Origin of the sequence: Barrientosiimonas humi (assembly GCF_006716095.1) — a bacterium.
GTDB lineage: Bacteria > Actinomycetota > Actinomycetes > Actinomycetales > Dermatophilaceae > Barrientosiimonas > Barrientosiimonas humi.
Genome location: NZ_VFOK01000001.1, coordinates 1955648 through 1972295 on the forward strand (window position 1 = coordinate 1955648; position 16648 = coordinate 1972295).

Annotated in this window: 13 protein-coding genes; 7 read left to right on the plus strand and 6 right to left on the minus strand. The window is 74.2% G+C overall.

Annotation, left to right across the window (positions count from 1 at the left end; all coding sequences use genetic code 11):
* Positions 1-45: 45 nt before the first annotated feature.
* From FB554_RS09135 to FB554_RS09155, 5 genes are all read left to right on the plus strand, one after another.
* Positions 46-1251 (plus strand): sensor histidine kinase, encoded by a 1206-nt coding sequence (locus tag FB554_RS09135; protein WP_142005670.1) that lies wholly within the window; start codon positions 46-48, stop codon positions 1249-1251.
* Positions 1248-1925 carry a response regulator transcription factor gene (locus FB554_RS09140; protein ID WP_142005671.1) on the plus strand — a complete coding sequence of 226 codons (678 nt, stop codon included), beginning with the start codon at positions 1248-1250 and terminating at the stop codon, positions 1923-1925. Before FB554_RS09135 ends, FB554_RS09140 begins: the two co-directional genes overlap by 4 nt.
* Positions 1926-2114: 189 nt before the next feature.
* Positions 2115-2894, plus strand: a complete 780-nt coding sequence (locus tag FB554_RS09145) for an ABC transporter ATP-binding protein (protein WP_142005672.1) — start codon at positions 2115-2117, stop codon at positions 2892-2894.
* A 1-nt stretch (position 2895) separates the two neighbouring features.
* A complete protein-coding gene (locus FB554_RS09150) occupies positions 2896-5343 on the plus strand; it encodes an ABC transporter permease (RefSeq protein WP_142005673.1) in 2448 nt (815 codons plus the stop codon).
* Positions 5344-5377: 34 nt separating this feature from the next.
* Positions 5378-6613, plus strand: coding sequence for a saccharopine dehydrogenase family protein (locus tag FB554_RS09155; protein WP_142005674.1), 1236 nt, complete (start codon positions 5378-5380; stop codon positions 6611-6613).
* 93 nt (positions 6614-6706) lie between these two features.
* On the opposite strand, the gene FB554_RS09160 is transcribed toward FB554_RS09155, so the two are convergent.
* On the minus strand, positions 6707-8608 hold the full coding sequence (locus FB554_RS09160; protein ID WP_142005675.1) for a propionyl-CoA synthetase: 1902 nt from the start codon (positions 8606-8608) through the stop codon (positions 6707-6709).
* Between the two features lie 64 nt (positions 8609-8672).
* Here FB554_RS09160 and FB554_RS09165 point away from each other — a divergent pair, with 64 nt between their 5' ends.
* The gene (locus FB554_RS09165) at positions 8673-9962 is read left to right on the plus strand and encodes an MFS transporter (RefSeq protein WP_236022352.1); all 1290 of its coding nucleotides are present in this window, start codon (positions 8673-8675) and stop codon (positions 9960-9962) included.
* Here the strand turns inward: FB554_RS09165 and FB554_RS09170 are convergent.
* Together FB554_RS09170 and FB554_RS09175 are read right to left on the minus strand one after the other, a co-directional pair.
* Positions 9949-11256, minus strand: coding sequence for a peptidoglycan-binding domain-containing protein (locus tag FB554_RS09170; RefSeq protein ID WP_170206828.1), 1308 nt, complete (start codon positions 11254-11256; stop codon positions 9949-9951). The genes FB554_RS09165 and FB554_RS09170 overlap by 14 nt on opposite strands.
* Before the next feature lie 64 nt (positions 11257-11320).
* Entirely contained in the window at positions 11321-12529 is a 1209-nt protein-coding gene (locus FB554_RS09175) for an AAA family ATPase (RefSeq protein ID WP_142005678.1), read from the minus strand.
* Between the two features lie 73 nt (positions 12530-12602).
* Between FB554_RS09175 and FB554_RS09180 the strand changes: the two genes are divergently transcribed.
* Complete coding sequence (locus FB554_RS09180; protein ID WP_142005679.1) at positions 12603-13730, plus strand: LOG family protein; 1128 nt, start codon at positions 12603-12605, stop codon at positions 13728-13730.
* Positions 13731-13779: 49 nt separating this feature from the next.
* On the opposite strand, the gene FB554_RS17605 is transcribed toward FB554_RS09180, so the two are convergent.
* From FB554_RS17605 to rlmN, 3 genes are all read right to left on the minus strand, one after another.
* Complete coding sequence (locus FB554_RS17605; protein ID WP_142005680.1) at positions 13780-14550, minus strand: class F sortase; 771 nt, start codon at positions 14548-14550, stop codon at positions 13780-13782.
* A gap of 3 nt (positions 14551-14553) precedes the next feature.
* Positions 14554-15345 carry a hypothetical protein gene (locus FB554_RS09190; protein WP_142005681.1) on the minus strand — a complete coding sequence of 264 codons (792 nt, stop codon included), beginning with the start codon at positions 15343-15345 and terminating at the stop codon, positions 14554-14556.
* Between the two features lie 113 nt (positions 15346-15458).
* Complete coding sequence (gene rlmN, locus FB554_RS09195) at positions 15459-16622, minus strand: dual-specificity RNA methyltransferase RlmN (protein ID WP_142005682.1); 1164 nt, start codon at positions 16620-16622, stop codon at positions 15459-15461.
* Between the last annotated feature and the right edge of the window lie 26 nt (positions 16623-16648).

Consider the following 16648-nt stretch of genomic DNA (forward strand, 5'->3'; position numbering starts at 1 on the left):
CCTCGCTCATTCTTGAGGTAGGAGCGGCTCGCCTAGGCTCACGGCGTGCGCACCGAGCCGCTGCTGGAGCAGCCGACGCGCCCCACCTGGGGTGACTGGCTGCTCGTCGGCCTGCTGTGGACGTTTGCCGGCCTGCCCTACCTCGTCGGCGCCCAACCGGCCGTTCTCGCCGTCGTCGCGACCGTGCAGATCGTGCCGCTCGCCTGGCGACGGGCCCACCCCGTCGTGGTGTTCGGGACGGTCGCGCTGGCGACGCTCAGCCAGGTCCCGTTCTCCGACAACGTGATCGCGGCCAACATCGCACTCCTGTTCGCGCTGTACTCCCTCGCGGCCTGGGCCTCGAGCAACCTCGAGCTCGTGCTCGGCCTCAGCGTCTGCGCCGTAGGCGCGCTGGTCGCCGGGGCCGACTGGGCCGAGTTCGCCGCGGTCGAGCCGGGGGCCGGCTTCCCGTGGCGGCTGTTCGTCATCACGGCGGTGATGTGCCTGGCGGTGACCGTGGCCGCGGCCGCGCTGGGCGACGCGGCCCGCCGCCGGCGCCAGCTCGTGCTGCAGCTGCGCGCCCGGGCCGAGGACGCCGAGCGCGAGCGCGACCAGCACGCCCAGCTCGCCGCGCAGAGCGAGCGCACCCGCATCGCCCGCGAGATGCACGACGTCGTCGCGCACGCGCTGGCGGTGATCGTCGTGCAGTCCGACGGCGCGGCCTACGCCGTGCGCCACACCGGCTCGGTCGGCACCGCGGCCGACGCCCTGGAGACCATCGGCGCGACCAGCCGCGAGGCGCTGGCCGAGACCCGCCGCCTCGTGGGGGTGCTGCGCGAGGAGGGCTCGGCCGCCGAGCTCGCGCCGTCGGCCGGCGCAGGCGACATCGCCACCCTCGTCGACCGGGTGCGCGACGCGGGCCTGCCCGTCCAGCTCGAGACCGACGGCGCGCTGGAGGGGCTGCCGCGCGAGGTCGGCGCCGCGGCATACCGCGTCGTGCAGGAGGCGCTCACCAACGTCATCAAGCACGGCGGTCCCGACGCCACCGCGTCCGTCACCATCACCCGGGCCGACGACCGGCTCGAGGTGACGGTCAGCGACACCGGGCGCGGCCTGCTGCCCGGCGCCGACGACCAGCACGGGCACGGCCTGGTCGGGATGCGAGAGCGTACGTCGGTGCTGGGCGGGTCGTTGCGCACCGGTCCGCGCCCGGGCGGGGGCTTCGTGGTGACCGCCGAGATTCCTAGTGGGGAAAGGACTTCCGCGACATGACCGACACGATCCGACTGATGCTCGTCGACGACCAGCAGATGGTGCGGGCGGGCTTCCGCATGGTGCTCGACGCCCAGCGCGACATGGCCGTCGTGGCCGAGGCCGGCGACGGCCAGGAGGCGATCGACCTGCTGCGCCCGGCCCCCGACGCGGTCGACGTGGTGCTGATGGACGTGCGCATGCCGCGCCTCGACGGGGTCGCCGCCACCGAGCAGGTCAGCGCGCTCGACCCCACGCCCCGGGTGCTGGTGCTCACGACGTTCGACCTCGACGAGTACGTCTTCGCCGCCCTGCGCGCCGGCGCCTCCGGCTTCCTGCTCAAGGACGCCGGGCCCGAGGAGCTGCTGCTGGCGATCCGCGCCATCCACGCCGGGGACTCGGTGGTCGCCCCGTCGGCCACCCGGCGGCTGCTCGAACAGGTGGTGCCCACGCTGCCCAGCGCCGAGGCGGCCGACCGCACCGCTCGGCTCGACGTGCTGACGCCGCGCGAGCGCGAGGTCCTGGTCGCCGTCGGCCGGGGCCTGTCCAACGGCGAGATCGCGAGCGAGCTGTTCCTCGCCGAGCCGACGGTCAAGACGCACATCAGCCGCATCCTGGCCAAGCTCGACCTGCGCGACCGGGTGCAGATGGTCGTGCTGTGCTACGAGACCGGCCTGGTGCGCGTCGGGGACTAGCGCTCCCGCCCCACCCGCTCCCGCTCCACCCGCTCTCGCTCCACCCGCTCTAGCTCCACCCGCGGTCGCCCGCGCGAGCCGCGCCGGTCATACCGCGGTCGTAGGCAGGTCGAGACGGTCGCACGATGTGCCACCCACCCTCGAATCCCTAACGTCGACAACGACGTTCAGCCGACAGAGGGGAACCCCGTGCACACCACCACCGCACCGTCCGACCGGCCCGCACCGATCGGCGCCGACACCAACGCCGCCGCGGTCGTGGGCCGTGGCCTGGTGAAGACGTACGGCCAGGGCGACGCCCAGGTCGTGGCGCTCGACCACGTCGACGTGGCGTTCGGCCGGGGCCGGTTCACCGCGATCATGGGCCCGTCAGGGTCCGGCAAGTCGACGCTCATGCACTGCCTCGCCGGCCTCGACACGCTCACCGCGGGCGAGGTGGTGCTCGGTGGCCGGTCGCTGACCGGGCTGTCCGACGACCAGCTCACCCGGGTCCGCCGCGACCACGTCGGCTTCGTCTTCCAGAGCTTCAACCTGCTGCCGACGCTGAGCGCGGCCGACAACGTCCGGCTGCCGCTGCGGCTCGCCGGTCAGCGGCCGGACCCGGCCTGGTGGGACCACGTGATCGGCGTGCTCGGCCTCGGCGACCGCCTGCAGCACCGGCCGAGCGAGCTGTCGGGCGGCCAGCAGCAGCGGGTCGCGGTGGCGCGAGCCCTGATCTCGCGCCCGGCCGTGGTGTTCGCCGACGAGCCGACCGGCGCGCTCGACTCGGTCACCGGCGCCGGCCTGCTGGCAGCCCTGCGTGCGTCGGTGCACGAGATGGGACAGACCGTCGTCATGGTGACCCACGACCCCGGCGCCGCCGCCTACGCCGACCGCGTGGTGCTGCTCGCCGACGGGCGCCTCCAGGGCGAGCTGCAGCGCCCGACCGCCGACACGGTGCTCGACGCGCTGCGCGGACTGGGGGCCTGACATGGGATCGGTCACCCTGGCCGAGCTGCGGCACGGCCTGCGCCGCTGGCTCGCACCGGCCGTCGCCGTCGTGCTCGGCGTCGCCTTCCTCACCGCCACCCTCGCGATGCGCTCGACGCTCAACGCGACCGTCGAGCGCTTCGCCGCCGCCCAGGTTGCCGGCGCCGACGCCGTGGTGAGCCCGCCCGGAAAGTCAAGCAGCACAACGGGTCTCACGGCCGACCAGCTGCAGACCGTGCGTCAGCTGCCGGGCGTCACGCAGGTCGACGTCGAGCAGAGCGCGACGACCACCGTGCGTGGCCCGGACGGTGCACCGCTCGACGTGGTCGCCCGCACGGTCGACCCGGACCAGGTCGTCCTGCTCTCCGGCCGTACGCCCGCGGGGCCTGGCCAGGTCGTGCTCAGCGAGTCCGCCGCGAGCGCCCTCGGTGCCACGACCGGGTCGGTCGTCACGGTCGGGGGCGCCCCCGGCCGCGCCGAGTCGCGTCAGGTGGCCGGCATCGTCCGCGTCCCCGGCTCGACGGGGGTCGCCGTGGTGATCGGCACCTCGGGCGAGCTGACCCGGTGGAGCGGCACGACGGCGTACGACGCGCTGCTGGTGCGCGCGGGCGGTGACCAGGCCGCGACGGCCGACCGGCTCCGGGCCGCGCTCGGCAGCGGCGTGACCGTGCGCACTGCCGACGCCGAGATCGCCGCCCGCGTCGACCGGTTGGTGGTCGGGATCAGCCAGATCACCATGTTCTTCGCGGTGTTCGCGATCGTGGCGATCTTCGTGTCGGCGCTGGTCATCGCCAACACCTTCCAGATCCTGCTCGCCCAGCGGTCGCGGCAGCTGGCGCTGCTGCGCTGCGTCGGCGCCTCGCGCCGTCAGGTGACGCGCTCGGTCGTGGGCGAGGCCGTGGTGCTCGGGCTGCTTGCGTCTGCGGTCGGCGTCGCCGTCGGCCTCGCACCGGTCGCTGCCCTCGCCGCCGTCAGCGACACCGTGCAGCTGGTGCAGCTGCCCATCGAGTCGCTGCGCGTCTCGGCCCTGGAGCTGCTGGTGCCGGTGGCCGTCGGTCTCACGGTCACCGTGCTGGCCGCGCTGCAGCCGGCCCGGCGCGCCTCGCGCGTCGCGCCCCTGGCCGCGCTGCGCCCCGAGCTGTCCGGCCCCGCGCAGACCCGCGCCTCGCGGCTGCGGCTGCTCGCGGGCGGCACCACCGGCGCGCTCGGCTTCACCGGCCTGCTGGTGTCGGCGCTGCGCGGCGAGGCGCTCCCGGCCGTGCTGTGCGGGGTGCTGTCCTTCCTCGGTGTGGTGCTGGTGGCGCCGGTGGTCGTGCCGCTGCTGGCGCGCGGCCTCGGCCGCGTCGCCCGGGTCGCCGGGGTGCCCGGGGAGCTGGCGACCGACAACACCGTGCGCAACCCCCGACGTACGGCCGCGACCAGCACCGCGCTGCTCGTCGGCATCACCCTGATGGCCACCATGCTCGTCGGGGCACAGACCAGCCGCGCGGCCATCGCCGACGCCGTCGACAGTCAGTACGCCCTCGACGTCTCGCTCGACGCCAAGGGCCAGGCGGTCGCGCCGGCCCTGGTCGAGCGGGTCGAGCGCATCGACGGGATCGAGCGCACCGCCCGGCTGCGCGCCGGGAAGGTGAGCGTCGGCGGGGCCCGAGCCGCCCGCGAGCAGACGGTGCTCGGGCTGCCGAGCGACGCCACCGCGGTGCTGCGCGACCCGAGCGTCGTGACGGCCGCGGCGCCCGGCACCGTGCTGGTCGACGAGCTGACCGCCGCCGACCTCGGCATCGGCGACGGCGACCCGGTGCGCCTCGGCCCGGTCACCCTGACGGCCCGCGTCACCGACCGGTCGCTCGACGCGTTCGTGGTGACCGCCCAGGACCTCGCCCGCATCGCGCCCGACGCCCCGGTCGCGGCGATGTGGCTGCGGCTGTCCCCCGGGGCGGACGCCGGCCAGGTCGTCGGCGCCGTGCAGCGCGCGACCGCCGGCACCGAGGTCGAGGTCGGGGGCTCCGCCGGCGCCCGCGCCGAGCTGGACAGCCTGGTGAACCTGATGCTCGCCGTCGTCACCGGGCTGCTCGGCGTCGCCGTGGTCATCGCCCTCGTCGGTGTCGCCAACACGCTCGGGCTGTCCGTGCTCGAGCGTCGCCGCGAGACCGCGCTGCTGCGGGCGCTCGGCCTCACCCGTCGTCAGGTGCGCCGCACGCTCGCGATCGAGGCGCTGCTCGTCGCGCTCGTCGCCGCGGTGCTCGGCACCGCGCTGGGGGTGCTCTACGGCTGGGCCGGCACGCGGGCGCTGCTCGGCACCTATGCCGCCGGCGCCGTGCCGCAGCTGCCGTGGCTGCTGCTGACGGCCGTCGTGCTGGCCGCCGCCGCGTGCGGGCTGCTGGCGTCGTGGGCGCCGGGGCGACGGGCCGCCCGCACCTCGCCGGTGGCCGCGCTGGCCGCCGACTGAACCGCCCGCCGGTGGCGCCGATTAGGCTGCGGCCATGACGGACCGCGAGCTCGACCTGATCCTGTTCGGCGCCACCGGCTTCGTCGGTCGTCTCACGGCGGAGCACCTCGTCAAGCACGCGCCGGCCGGCACCCGCATCGGACTCGCCGGCCGCTCGGCCGCGAAGGTCGAGCAGGCGCGCGCCCGGCTCGGGGTGCACGCCGCCGACTGGCCGGTGATCGTCGCCGACGCCGACGACCCCGCCTCGCTGGCCGCCATGGCGCGGCGCACCAAGGTCGTCGTCTCGACCGTGGGGCCCTACGCCGCCTACGGCCTGCCCCTGGTCCGCGCGTGCGCCGAGACCGGCACCGACTACGTCGACCTCACCGGCGAGGTGCTGTTCGTCCGTCGCTCGATCGACCAGGCCCAGCAGCTCGCCGACGAGACCGGGGCGCGCATCGTGCACAGCTGCGGCTACGACTCGGTCCCGTCCGACCTCGTGGTGCTGATGGCCGCCGAGCGCGCCCGCGCCGACGAGGCCGGCGAGCTCACCGACACGACGACGTACGCCACGCTGCGCGGCGGGTTCAGCGGCGGCACCGTCGCCTCGGCCCGGCAGCAGCTCGAGGAGATCACCCGTGACCCCTCGCTGCGCCGCGTCGCGCTCGACAAGTTCGCGCTCAGCCCCGACCGCTCGAAGGAGCCCTCCGGCGAGTGGAAGGACAGCGCCGCCGTCCGCTACTCCGACGAGGCGCGCTCGTGGGTCGCGCCGTTCATCATGGCGACCTACAACACCCGCGTCGTGCGGCGCAGCAACGCCCTGCTCGAGCACGCCTACGGCCGGCGGTTCCGCTACCGCGAGGTCATGCGCACGGGTGACGGCGCCGTGGGCTCGGCGACGGCGTACGCCGTGGCGGCCGGTCTCGGCGCCGGCATGGCGGCGATGAGCCTGCCGTTCCTCAGCACCCTGGTCGACAAGGTCGTGCCGGCCCCGGGCGAGGGCCCGAGCGACCGCAAGCGCGCCCGCGGCTTCTTCCGGATGGACGCCTACACGCTCACCACCAGCGGCAAGCGCTACCGCAGCACCGTTGCGGCACAAGGAGATCCGGGCTATGCCGCCACCAGCGTGATGCTCGGCGAGAGCGCGCTGGCGCTGGCCCTCGAGCGCGACAGCTGCCCGCTGCCCCCGGGCATGAACGGCGGCGTGCTGACCCCCGCCACCGCCCTCGGCAACGTGCTCGTCGAGCGGCTGCGCGCGCAGGGCTTCACCTGCGAGGTCGAGGAGCTCTAACCCCGCGCGTACGCCCTCGCGGACCACCGCCGGATCGTGCGCCCCACCGCACCCCCCGGCGGTCCACCGCCGCACCGTGGGCCCCACCGTGCGCTACTCGCGGCGCAGCACCGGCGCCAGCCGGTCGAGCACGCCGGCGTCCTCGATCGTGCCGGGCACCGGGGCGTCGTCACCGTCGGCGAGCTGGCGCATCGTCTTGCGCAGGATCTTGCCCGAGCGCGTCTTGGGCAGCGCCGGGACGATGTCGACCTGGCGCAGCGCCGCCACCGCGCCGACCTCGTCGCGCACCCGCTGCACCAGCTCCTCGCGCAGCTGTTCGGTCTGCGCGTCGTCCAGCTCGTCGGCGCCCTTGAGCACGACCAGCGCGCGCGGCACCTGCCCCTTGAGGTCGTCGCGCACCCCGATCACCGCGCACTCGGCGACCTGGGGGTGGCCGGCCAGCGCCGCCTCGAGCGACCCGGTCGACAGCCGGTGCCCGGCCACGTTGAGCACGTCGTCGGTGCGGCCCATGATCCACAGGTATCCGTCCTCGTCGACGTAGCCGCCGTCGCCGGTGAGGTAGTAACCCTCGTAGGCCGACAGGTAGGACTCGACGTAGCGGTCGTCGTCGCCCCACAGCGTGGTGAGCGTGCCGGGCGGCAGCGGGAGACGGATGCACACCGCGCCCTCGGTGCCCGGCGGCACGGGGTTGCCCGACTCGTCGAGGATCTGCACGTCGAACCCCGGCGACGGACGCGTCGCCGACCCCGGCCGGATCGGGAAGGTCTCGACGCCGACCGGGTTCGCCGCGATGGGCCACCCGGTCTCGGTCTGCCACCAGTTGTCGATCACCTCGACCCGCAGCCGGTCGGTCGCCCACTGCCAGGTGTCGGGGTCGAGCCGCTCGCCGGCGAGGAAGAGGGTGCGCAGCGACGACAGGTCCGACCCGCGCATCAGCTCGCCGTCGGGGTCCTCCTTCTTGATCGCGCGGATCGCGGTGGGCGCGGTGAACATGCCCGCCACCCGGTCGCGCTCGACGATGCGCCAGAACTCCCCGGCGTCGGGGGTCCCGACCGGCTTGCCCTCGTAGAGCACCGTCGTGCAGCCGGTGAGCAGCGGCGCGTAGACGATGTAGGAGTGGCCCACCACCCAGCCGACGTCGCTGGCGGTGAACCACACGTCGCCGGGCCGCATCCCGAAGATGTTGGTCATCGACCAGCGCAGCGCCACCGCGTAGCCGCCGGTGTCGCGCACCACGCCCTTGGGGCGACCGGTCGTGCCCGAGGTGTAGAGGACGTACAGCGGGTCGGTGGCCTCGACCGGCACGACCGCCGCCGGCTCGACCGCGCCCGGACGCATCGCGACGGCCCAGTCGAGGTCGCGCTCCCCCAGCTCGGCCGGCCCCTGCTCGCGCTGCACGACCAGGCAGCGCTCGGGCTGGTGCTGCGAGCGCTTCAGCGCCTCGTCCAGCAGCGGCTTGTAGGGCACGACCCGGTCGCGCTCGACGCCGCTCGAGGCGGCGATGACCACGGTCGGGCGCGCGTCGTCGATGCGGGCGGCGAGCTCGGCCGGCGCGAACCCGCCGAACACCACCGAGTGCACGGCGCCGATGCGCGCGCAGGCGAGCATCGAGACGATCGCCTCGGGGATCATCGGCAGGTAGATCACGACCCGGTCGCCCTTGCCCACGCCGAGCGCGGTGAGCACGCCGGCCGCGCGCGCGACCTCGTCGAGCAGCTGGGCGTACGTCAGCACGCGCCTCGTGCTCGTCACCGGGCTCTCGTAGATGACCGCCGGCTGGTCGGCACGGCCCTCGATCACGTGCCGGTCGAGCGCGTTGAAGCACAGGTTCAGCCGCGCGCCGGGGAACCAGCGGTAGAAAGGCGCCCGCTCGGCGTCCAGCGCCCGCTTCGGCGGGTTCACCCAGGAGATGTCGCGCGCCGCCTCCAGCCAGAACCCCTCGGGGTCGTCCATGCTGCGCCGGTAGACCTGGTCATAACCGCCCGTGCCGCTCATGACCTCATCCTGCCTGCGCGCTCACCCGCGCGCACGGCTTCGCGGGCGGCGACATACTGACCCGGTGACGACGTCGTCCCTCCGCACGGGTGAGCCCGACCTGCAGCAGGCGCAGGCCCGCACCGTCAGCACCCTGGTCGCCTCGCAGGTGCTCGGCGGCGTCGGCGTCGCGAGCGGCATCGCCGTCATGGCGCTGCTCGCGCTGCGCATCTCCGGCTCCGAGCAGGCGAGCGGCCTCGGCACCACCGCGCAGGTGCTGGGCGGGGCGCTGATCACCGTGCCGGTCGCGCGCCTGATGGCCGCGCGCGGACGCCGCCCCGGGCTGCTGCTCGGCTATGCCCTCGCCGCGATCGGGTGCGGCGTGATCGTGGCCGCCGCCTCCCTCGGGTCGTTCCCGCTGATGCTGCTCGGCAGCCTGCTGTTCGGCGGTGCGACGACGTCGAACAGCCAGGCGCGGTACGCCGGTGCCGACCTGGCCCTGCCGGCGCGCCGTGGGCGCGACCTGGCTCTGGTGGTCTGGGCGACCACCGTCGGATCGGTGCTGGGACCCAACCTGGTCGGGCCCGCCGAAGGCGTCGCGGACGCGCTCGACCTGCCGGCGCTCACCGGCAGCTTCGTCTTCGCACTCGTCGGATTCACCCTGGCCGCAACGGTTCTCGCGCTCCGGCTGCGGCCGGACCCGCTGCTGCTCGCCCGCGAGGCCGCCGCCCGCGAGGCCCCGGCCGACCCCGCGGCGCCGCTCCCGCACGGCTCGCTGCGCGACGGCCTGCGGCTGGTGCGGTCGCGCCCGCGCGCGCTGCTCGGCGTCGTCACGATGGCCCTCGGCCACGCCGTGATGATCTCGGTGATGGTGATGACCCCGCTGCACATGGACCACGGCGGGGCGTCGCTGCGCCTGGTCGGCCTGGTGATCAGCATCCACATCCTCGGGATGTACGCCTTCTCCCCCGTGACCGGCTGGTGCGTCGACCGTTTCGGCGGGCCGGTCGTGGCCATGGGTGGCGCCGGGCTGCTGATCGCCGCCTGCCTGCTCGCAGGCCTGTCCGACCAGGGCATGTCGGGCACGCTCACCGCCGGCCTGTTCCTGCTCGGGCTCGGCTGGTCGGCGACCCTGGTGTCGGGGTCGACGATGCTCACCTCGGCGCTCACTCCGGACGAGCGCCCGGCGACGCAGGGCCTGGCCGACCTGCTCATGGGGCTCGCCGGCGCCGGCTGCGGCGCGGTCGCCGGGCTGGTGCTCGAGCACGGCAGCTACGCGGTGCTGGCGTTCGGCGCGGCCGGCATCGCCGCCCTGGTCGGGCTGAGCGCGCTGCTGCTCGGCCGCGCCGGCGCCGCGCCGGTCAGCGGAGCATGATCGAGTTCTTCGCCGCCGTCGAGATCGGGTGCCCGGGGTTGGTCGAGGCATAGGTGCGCAGCTGCGACTCGGTGATCCGGTGGATGTCGTTGGTCGCCAGGGTGCTGAGCGGGTCCATCGCGAGGTAGTACGTGCCGTCCCAGCCGAGCACCGCCATCCAGTGCGACACCGGGCCGTTGGCGTGGTTGTCCCACGGCAGCTTGTACGCGTCGCCGCCCGCGATCGAGGCGCGCCCGGCGCGGGCGTCCGCGAGGGTGTCGCTGATCCCGCCCTGCCAGGTGGTGAGGCCGTACGTCGCGAACGCCTTCTGGAAGTCGGGGTACTCCGTGCCGCGGGCGTCGCGCTCGGCGGTGTTGGCCAGACCCATCGCGCGGTAGCGGAAGTCGTTGACGGCCGCGGTGCGCAGGTCCATGTTCCAGGTCCAGCCACGCGGGGTGATGCCGCGATAGATCAGCAGCGTCACCGCCGAGACCGGGCCGCAGTTGGACCACTGCGCGCGGCCGGTGTCGGCCTGGCGCAGCGGGTACATCGGCTGCGTCGACTTCGCCGCGAACAGCGTGCGCCAGGTGTAGTAGCCGACGAACGTCGCCGGGCCGATGCCGTGCCCGGCCTGGAACGCTTTGACGTACTTGGTCGTGATCGGCCCGTAGTTGGTGCTCATGTCGGGCGCGGAGGAGTCGAAGAACCGGTAGCCGTGCTTGCGCAGCAAGGTCTGGATGGCATACACGCGGTAGCTCACCGCGCCCGCGCCGGTGGACGGCGTGAGCTTCTCCAGCGTGGCCGGGTCGGCGGTGCCGGTCACGGGCAGGCCGACCTTCTGCTGGTAGGCGCGCACGGCCGAGGTGGTCGAGGAGCCGTACGTCTCCTCCCAGTTGGTCTTGAAGCCCGCCGACAGCAGGAGGTACTGCAGGGCGCGGGTGTCCCAGAACCCGGTGCCGGTGCGCAGCGTGGGGAAGCCGCCGGCGTAGTAGTTCGGGGCGCCGCTCAGCGACATCGCGGTGCGCGAGCCGTCGTCGCTGCCCTTGCCCCGGGCGGATCGCTGGGTCTGCTCCTTGCCGCTGCCGGCACGGCCCTTGCTGTTGGGCACGGCGTCCGGGTCGTCGGGCAGCGGGAAGCCGCGGTCGTCGCGACGCTTGGGTGCGGGGCCGCCGTCCCCGCCGCTGCCGGTCAGCAGGGCGGGCGCGCCGGTGGCGGCCGCCGGGCCGACGCCCAGGGCGAGGCTGCCGGCGCCCGCGACGGTGCCGAGCAGCAGCGCGCGGCGCGAGGCGCTCGGGATGAGTGCGCGGTCGGACATCGAGGTCTCCATCGTTCGGTCGATGCGCCCACCGCGCATGGTGCAGGCCCCCGTCCCCGACGGCTCAGCGTCGGCTGCCCCACTCCCAACGTGGTGCGGTCAGCATTCCCTGGCCGACCGCACGCGTCTCACCGAGGTCTCGCTCGAGTCCCAGCAGCCGCGCAGGCGACGACAACCCTAGCGGGCCCGGTGTGGCCTGTGGGGACAATGAGTCATCTGTGAGCACCTCGGTCAACGGGCCGGAATGGGTCACCACGACGACCTGGGTGTCGGCCGCCACCCGGCGGACCAGCCGCCCGAGCGCGCCCACGAGGTCGGCGTGCAGCGAGGTCTCGGGCTCGTTGAGCACCATGAGCGGCGGCGGGTTGGTGGTGAGCAGCGCCGCGACCCACAGCAGGTAGCGCAGCGTCCCGTCGCTCAGCTCGGCCGCCGCGAGCGGGCGCAGCATGCCGGGCTGGTGCAGCAGCACGTCGAACCGGCCGTCGCGCACGTCGACCTCGAGCCGGGCACCGTCGAAGGCGTCGGCCACCGCCTCGTGCAGCGGCGCGGGGTCCTGCTCGACGATGGTCTGCAGCGCCGCCGCGAGGTCGCTGCCGTCGTCGGCCATGCGCGGGGTGCGGGTGCCGATCTGCGGCCGCCGGGCGGGCGAGTCGGGGTCGGCGCGGAACCCGTCGTAGAACCGCCAGCCGCGCAGCACCCGCCGCACCGCGACCAGCTCGGGCGCGCGCTGCGGGTCGGCGAGCTCGTCGAGCATGCTCTCCCACGGCGCGAGCCCGCGGGTCAGCTCGGTCCAGCCCCGCCCCTCGCGCGCCTCGACGACCGACCAGCGGCGGCGCACGTGCACCGTCGCGGGCCGCATCACCGGGCCGCTGAAGACGACCTCGCGCTTGATCTCGGGGTCGCGCAGGAACGCCGACTCGTATCCCGGCGCCTGCGGCGGCAGCCCCAGGTCGACGAGGTAGCCGAGGTCGTCGGAGGCGAACCCGAGCCGCAGGCTGATCGGGCCCTTGCGCACCGTGCCCTGCACCTCGTGCCCACCGCGGCGCGCGCCGTCGAGCGACGCCGGGCCGGCCCACAGCGCTGAGCTCAGCCCGCCCTCGCGCGCGAGCGAGGACACCACGTCGCCCTGCCCGCACGCCGCGAGCAGCCGCAGCGCGCGATAGAGGTTGGACTTGCCCGCGCCGTTGGGCCCGGTGATGACGTCGAGCCCGTGCAGCGGCACCACGAGATCGCGCAGCGAGCGGTAGCCCGAGACGGCGACGGTGCGGATCACGCTCCCGAGGCTAGGGCCAGGCGCCGACACCGCCCGGTCCGCGAGGACGTACGGCCGCTGCCAGACTGGCGCCATGCCGACCATGGAGATCGAGGACCTGGAGCAGCTGCGCGTCGTGCTCGAGACGCGAACGACGTTGTGGGGCTTGCGTCTTCAGGGCCTCGACCTGACCGGGCCCGAGGGTGCCGCACTGCTGCAGCGGCGCTGCGCCGGGCTGGTCGTGCTCGGCGGTCTGCTCACCGTCGACCTGGAGCACCACCTGCGGGTCAGCGGCGCCACGATCTTCCCGGCCGACCCCGCCGCGCCGGTCGACCCCTACCGGGCGCGGCTCTACACCCCCGCCGAGCTGTACGCCGGTCTGCTCGAGCGCGGTTACGCCACCACCCCCGACGCGACCGCGTACGCCTGGTCGCGCGAGGCGAGCCTCGCCAACGACGCGTTCGTCACGCTGCTGCGCTCGATCCACGACCACTCGATGACCGACGCGCTGAACGAGCTGCTCGACGGCCGCGGCGTCGTGGGCGTGATGGGCGGCCACGCGGTGCAGCGCGGCACGCAGGAGTACGCCGACGCAGCGCTGCTCGGGATGGCGATCGCGGCCAGCGGCCGGGTCGTGCTGACCGGCGGCGGCCCGGGGGCGATGGAGGCGGGAAACCTCGGCGGCATCTGCCGCACCGAGGTCGAGCTCGAGGCGGCGCTGACCGACCTCGCCGCGGTGCCGTCGTTCCGGCCGTCGATCGACGACTGGGCGCGCTCGGCGTGGCAGGTGCGCGAGCGGGTCGCCGGCGACCGCCTCGCGACGACCCCGGCCGACGTCACCAGCGTGGGCGTGCCGACCTGGTTCTACGGCCACGAGCCGCCCAACCTGTTCGCCTCGCTCATCGCGAAGTTCTTCTCCAACGCGCTGCGCGAGGACCTGCTGATCAACCGGTGCACCGACGGCATCGTGGTGCTGCCCGGCGCGGCCGGCACGGTGCAGGAGATCTTCCAGGCGGTGACCCCGCTCTACTACGCCCCCGACGACGTCCGGCTGCCGCCGCTGGTGCTGGTCGGTCGCGAGCAGTGGACCCGGACCGTCCCCGTCTGGCCCGCCCTCGAGGCGCTCGCCGCAGGTCGCCGGATGGCGGGCGCGGTGCACCTGGTCGACACCACCGCCGAGGCGGCCGACCTGCTGCTGCGCCCCGCCGGCGCCCAGCGCTGAGCGAGGCGTGCCGGGCCGGCACGCCTCGCTCCCCCTCCTGCGCCGGAGGTCAGCCGCGCGTGCCGACCAGCCGCGCGAAGACGACGATGTTGTCGAGGTGGGTCTGGGCGTCCCCGTCGTAGACCCCGCCGCAGGTGATCAGCCGCAGCTCGGCGCGGTCGGTGGCGCCGTAGACCTTCTGGGTCGGGAACTTCGCCTTGGGGTACTGCTCGACCGCGTCGACCTGGAAGACCGCGGTGGTCCCGTCGGCCCGGTCGACCTCGACCCGCTGCCCGGGCTTGGTGGCGCCGAGGTCGAAGAACACCCCGCGCTTGCCCTGCCAGGTCACGTGGCCGACGACGATCGAGGGGCCCAGCTCGCCCGGCGTCGGGCTCTTGCTGAACCACCCGGTGTCGGTGCCGTTCTGCGGCACCGCCATCTCACCGTTGGGCTGCAGCCCGAGCTGGATGACCTTGCCGGCGATGTCCTGGGCCGGGAGCCGCATGGTCGTGGGCGTGGCTCGCGCCATCAGCTTCCCGGAGGGCTGGACGTACGCCTGCCCCGTCCGCCCGCCGGCGGCACCGGGTGCCGGAGCCGGCCCGCCGCCGGACGAGCTCGCGGCCGGCCCAGGAGTCGGGTCCGCACCCTGGCTGGTGCCCGAGCTGCCTTGCGCTGCACCGTGATTCCCGTGACCGGCGTTGGCGAGCTGGGGGTTCGGCGAGGGCGGGTCACCCACCTGCTGGGCGATGCCGTACGAGATCAGCCCGACCCCGGTCAGGGCGAGCACCGCGGCCACGGCCGACGCACGACGGCGCCGGCCGCGGCCACTGCTGTCGGGCATCGATCAGCTCTCGTCGCCCGTGCGACGACGGACCATCCAGGCCCGGCCGGCGGCACCCAGCGCGACCACGCCGAGACCGATCGGCACGGCCGCCTCGACGCCTTCGGTGGAGCCGTTGCCGGTGTCGACGCCGCCGGAGGGCGGGTTGCCGACCGAGGCGGCGCTCACCATGCCGCACGTCGCGGGGTTGGTGGCCTCCTCGGGAATCCCGTTGACGCCCAACGACTTCGCGAACGAGGACTCGCCGAGCGCCTCCATGTCGTACTTGTCGTTGCCGTTGGCGTCGAGGCCGTGCTGCACGATGTGCAGGTTGCGCAGCTTGGCGCCGGCGCCGGCGGGCAGCGCGATCGTGCGGCGGTAGGACAGGTTGCCCTGGGCGTCGGCCTTCGGCATGCGCTCGATGGCCAGGCCGCTCTTGGGGCTGGTGTCGCCCTCGGTCGTGAGCGAGAGGACCACGTCGCCGTACATCGGGACGCCCTCCTCCACGTTGACCTGGCCGTCGCCGTCCTTGTCCTGGTCGGGCCCGGGGCACATGAACTTCTTGGCCTCGGTGAACGACCCGTGGAAGTGCTGCGCGTGCGGGGAGTTGGGCGTGAAGCCCTTGCCCTTGATGTCGACGGTGAGGTTGTCGCCGTCGATGGTGAGCGTCGCGGTCGAGGTCGACCCGCTCTTGTTGCCCATCGTGTCGGTGAGCTTCATCGTGTAGCTCTCGTCGGCCATGGCTCCCGTCGCGGAGGCGAGGAGCATGGCGCAGGCGGCAGGTGCCGCGAGGGCGAGCTTGGTGGTCCGGCGCATCGTGTCGATCCCTTCCTGGTGACCGTTGGTGCCAGGAGTTCGGAGACACAGGTCACACGGATGGGTGGCGCCCGAATCTGTTTGTCGGCGCAGGGCGTACGCGTGGTGCCGGGTCAGGCGGTGGCGGCCGCCAGCTGCCCGCAGGCACCGTCGATCTCCGAGCCGCGGGTGTCGCGGATCGTCGTCGGGATGCCGTGCGCCCGCAGCCGCTCGACGAAGTTCTGCTCGACGCCGGGGCGCGACGCGGTCCACTTGCTGCCGGGGGTCGGGTTGAGCGGGATCGGGTTGACGTGCACCCATCCCTTGCCGCGGCGGCTGAGCTTCTCGCCGAGCAGGTCGGCGCGCCAGCCCTGGTCGTTGATGTCCTTGATGAGGGCGTACTCGATCGACACCCGCCGGCCGGTGGTGCGGTAGTAGCGGTAGGCCGCGTCGATCGCCTCGTCGACCTTCCAGCGGGTGTTGATCGGCACCAGCTCGTCACGCAGCTCGTCGTCGGGTGCGTGCAGCGACAGCGCCAGCGTGACGGGGATGCCCTCGGCGGCGAGCTTGTCGATCGCCGGGACCAGGCCGACGGTCGACATGGTGATGCCGCGCGCGGACATCCCGAGACCGTCGGGGGTGGGGTCGGTGAGCCGGCGGATCGCGTTGATCGCCTGGCGGTAGTTGGCCAGTGCCTCACCCATGCCCATGAACACGACGTTGGAGACCCGCAGCGGCGCCTCTCGGTCGGCCTCGTCGCCGCCGGCGAGGTCGCCGTGGCGCAGCGCACGGGCGCCGGCCACGACCTGCTCGACGATCTCGGCGGTGGTCAGGTTGCGGGTCAGCCCCTCCTGCCCGGTCGCACAGAACGGGCAGTTCATGCCGCAGCCGGCCTGGCTCGAGATGCACATGGTCACCCGGCCGGGGTAGCGCATGAGCACCGACTCGACGAGGGCGCCGTCGAACAGCCGGAAGACCTGCTTGATCGTGGCGCCGGCGTCGGCCTGCAGCTCGCGCACCGGGGTCAGCAGCTGGGGCAGCAGCCCCTCGACCAGCTCGGTGCGTGCGTCCTTGGGCAGATCGGTCATCTGGTCGGGGTCGTCGACCAGCCGCTCGAAGTAGTGGGTGGACAGCTGCTTGGCGCGAAAACCCTTGTGGCCCAGCGCTTCCACGGCCGCCTTGCGCTCGGCCGGGTCGAGGTCGGCCAGGTGCTTCGGCGGCTTGCCGCGCCGCGGCGCGGTGAAGGTCAGCTGCCCCGGCTCGGGGCGGCGGGTGGTGGGGGTCGGCAGGTCGGTCATGTCGGGGTCGCCTTCTCGGTCGTGCT